Here is an 818-nt window from a genome sequence, read left to right on the forward strand (position 1 = left end):
CGGTTTCGGCTTGAATGACTTGTTATACGGCGGTGCTGATGGAGTCGGCAAACTGACAGCCCCGACCCCAGAGCACCCCGCGCCAGCCGGCACACTAGCACGCACGGCGAGGAGGCTTTGCCCGGACGGCTTGTGGCGGGAAGTGACCGGAGCCGCCGAGAACAGGAGCACCGCAGGCCGGCAACACAAGTGGCGGAGCCGGGAGCTGCACGATTGCCGGAATCGGGAGGATTGCTGACCGGAGCCGACCGTCGAAGACACGACAGCGTTGCCGTAGGAAAAACCACGGCAATGTTTTTGCACCACCGTATAACGCCTGAATTAAGCCGACCCGCGAAGCGGGTTCGGCTTGAATGAATTGTTAGGCCGCGACATTGGGGGCTCGCCGTTGCCGCCTTTGCGAGCCCACGAAGTGCAGCCAAACCACGGGCGACGACACAAAAAGCACGACGTTAAAAGCGAGAAGCCAGCCGCCCTGTTGCGCAGGAGCGAAGAAGGAAACAGAGCCACCAACTGGCACCGCAAGCGAATGGTAAATTCCCCAAATAGCGAGATAACTGGCTAGCTCCACAACCAGCGAAACAACAGCGACACCAGCTTTGGAAAGCGCGCCGAGCCGCAGTGCAGCAAGCAGCGCTAAAGGCGCCGTTGCAACAGGCACAATCTGTCCAAACGCCGCCTCCATCGGGCCGGCATCCGCACCGCTGATCAGAACGCTCACGCCAAATGAAATGGCAAAGTAGATGAGGCCAAAGACGGTGTGAGGGAAGTGCTTCGCCATGATGTCTCCTAGCGGCCTAACGCCTGAATTAAGCCGA

The 818-nt window shown here is 59.8% G+C and carries 1 protein-coding gene; it reads right to left on the bottom strand.

The genetic code is table 11. From position 1 onward, the window contains the following. Positions 1–361: 361 nt before the first annotated feature. Positions 362–781 (bottom strand): hypothetical protein, encoded by a 420-nt coding sequence (locus tag ACFOLC_RS16120; RefSeq protein ID WP_386760286.1) that lies wholly within the window; start codon positions 779–781, stop codon positions 362–364. Positions 782–818 lie beyond the last annotated feature (37 nt).

The sequence above is a fragment of the Lysobacter cavernae genome (genome assembly GCF_042648505.1).
Taxonomy (GTDB): domain Bacteria; phylum Pseudomonadota; class Gammaproteobacteria; order Xanthomonadales; family Xanthomonadaceae; genus Lysobacter_L; species Lysobacter_L cavernae.

Bases quoted from the DNA above. Each gene is read 5' to 3' on its own strand.
- ACFOLC_RS16120 (WP_386760286.1), bottom strand. From the start codon at position 781: ATGGCGAAGCACTTCCCTCACACCGTCTTTGGCCTCATCTACTTTGCC.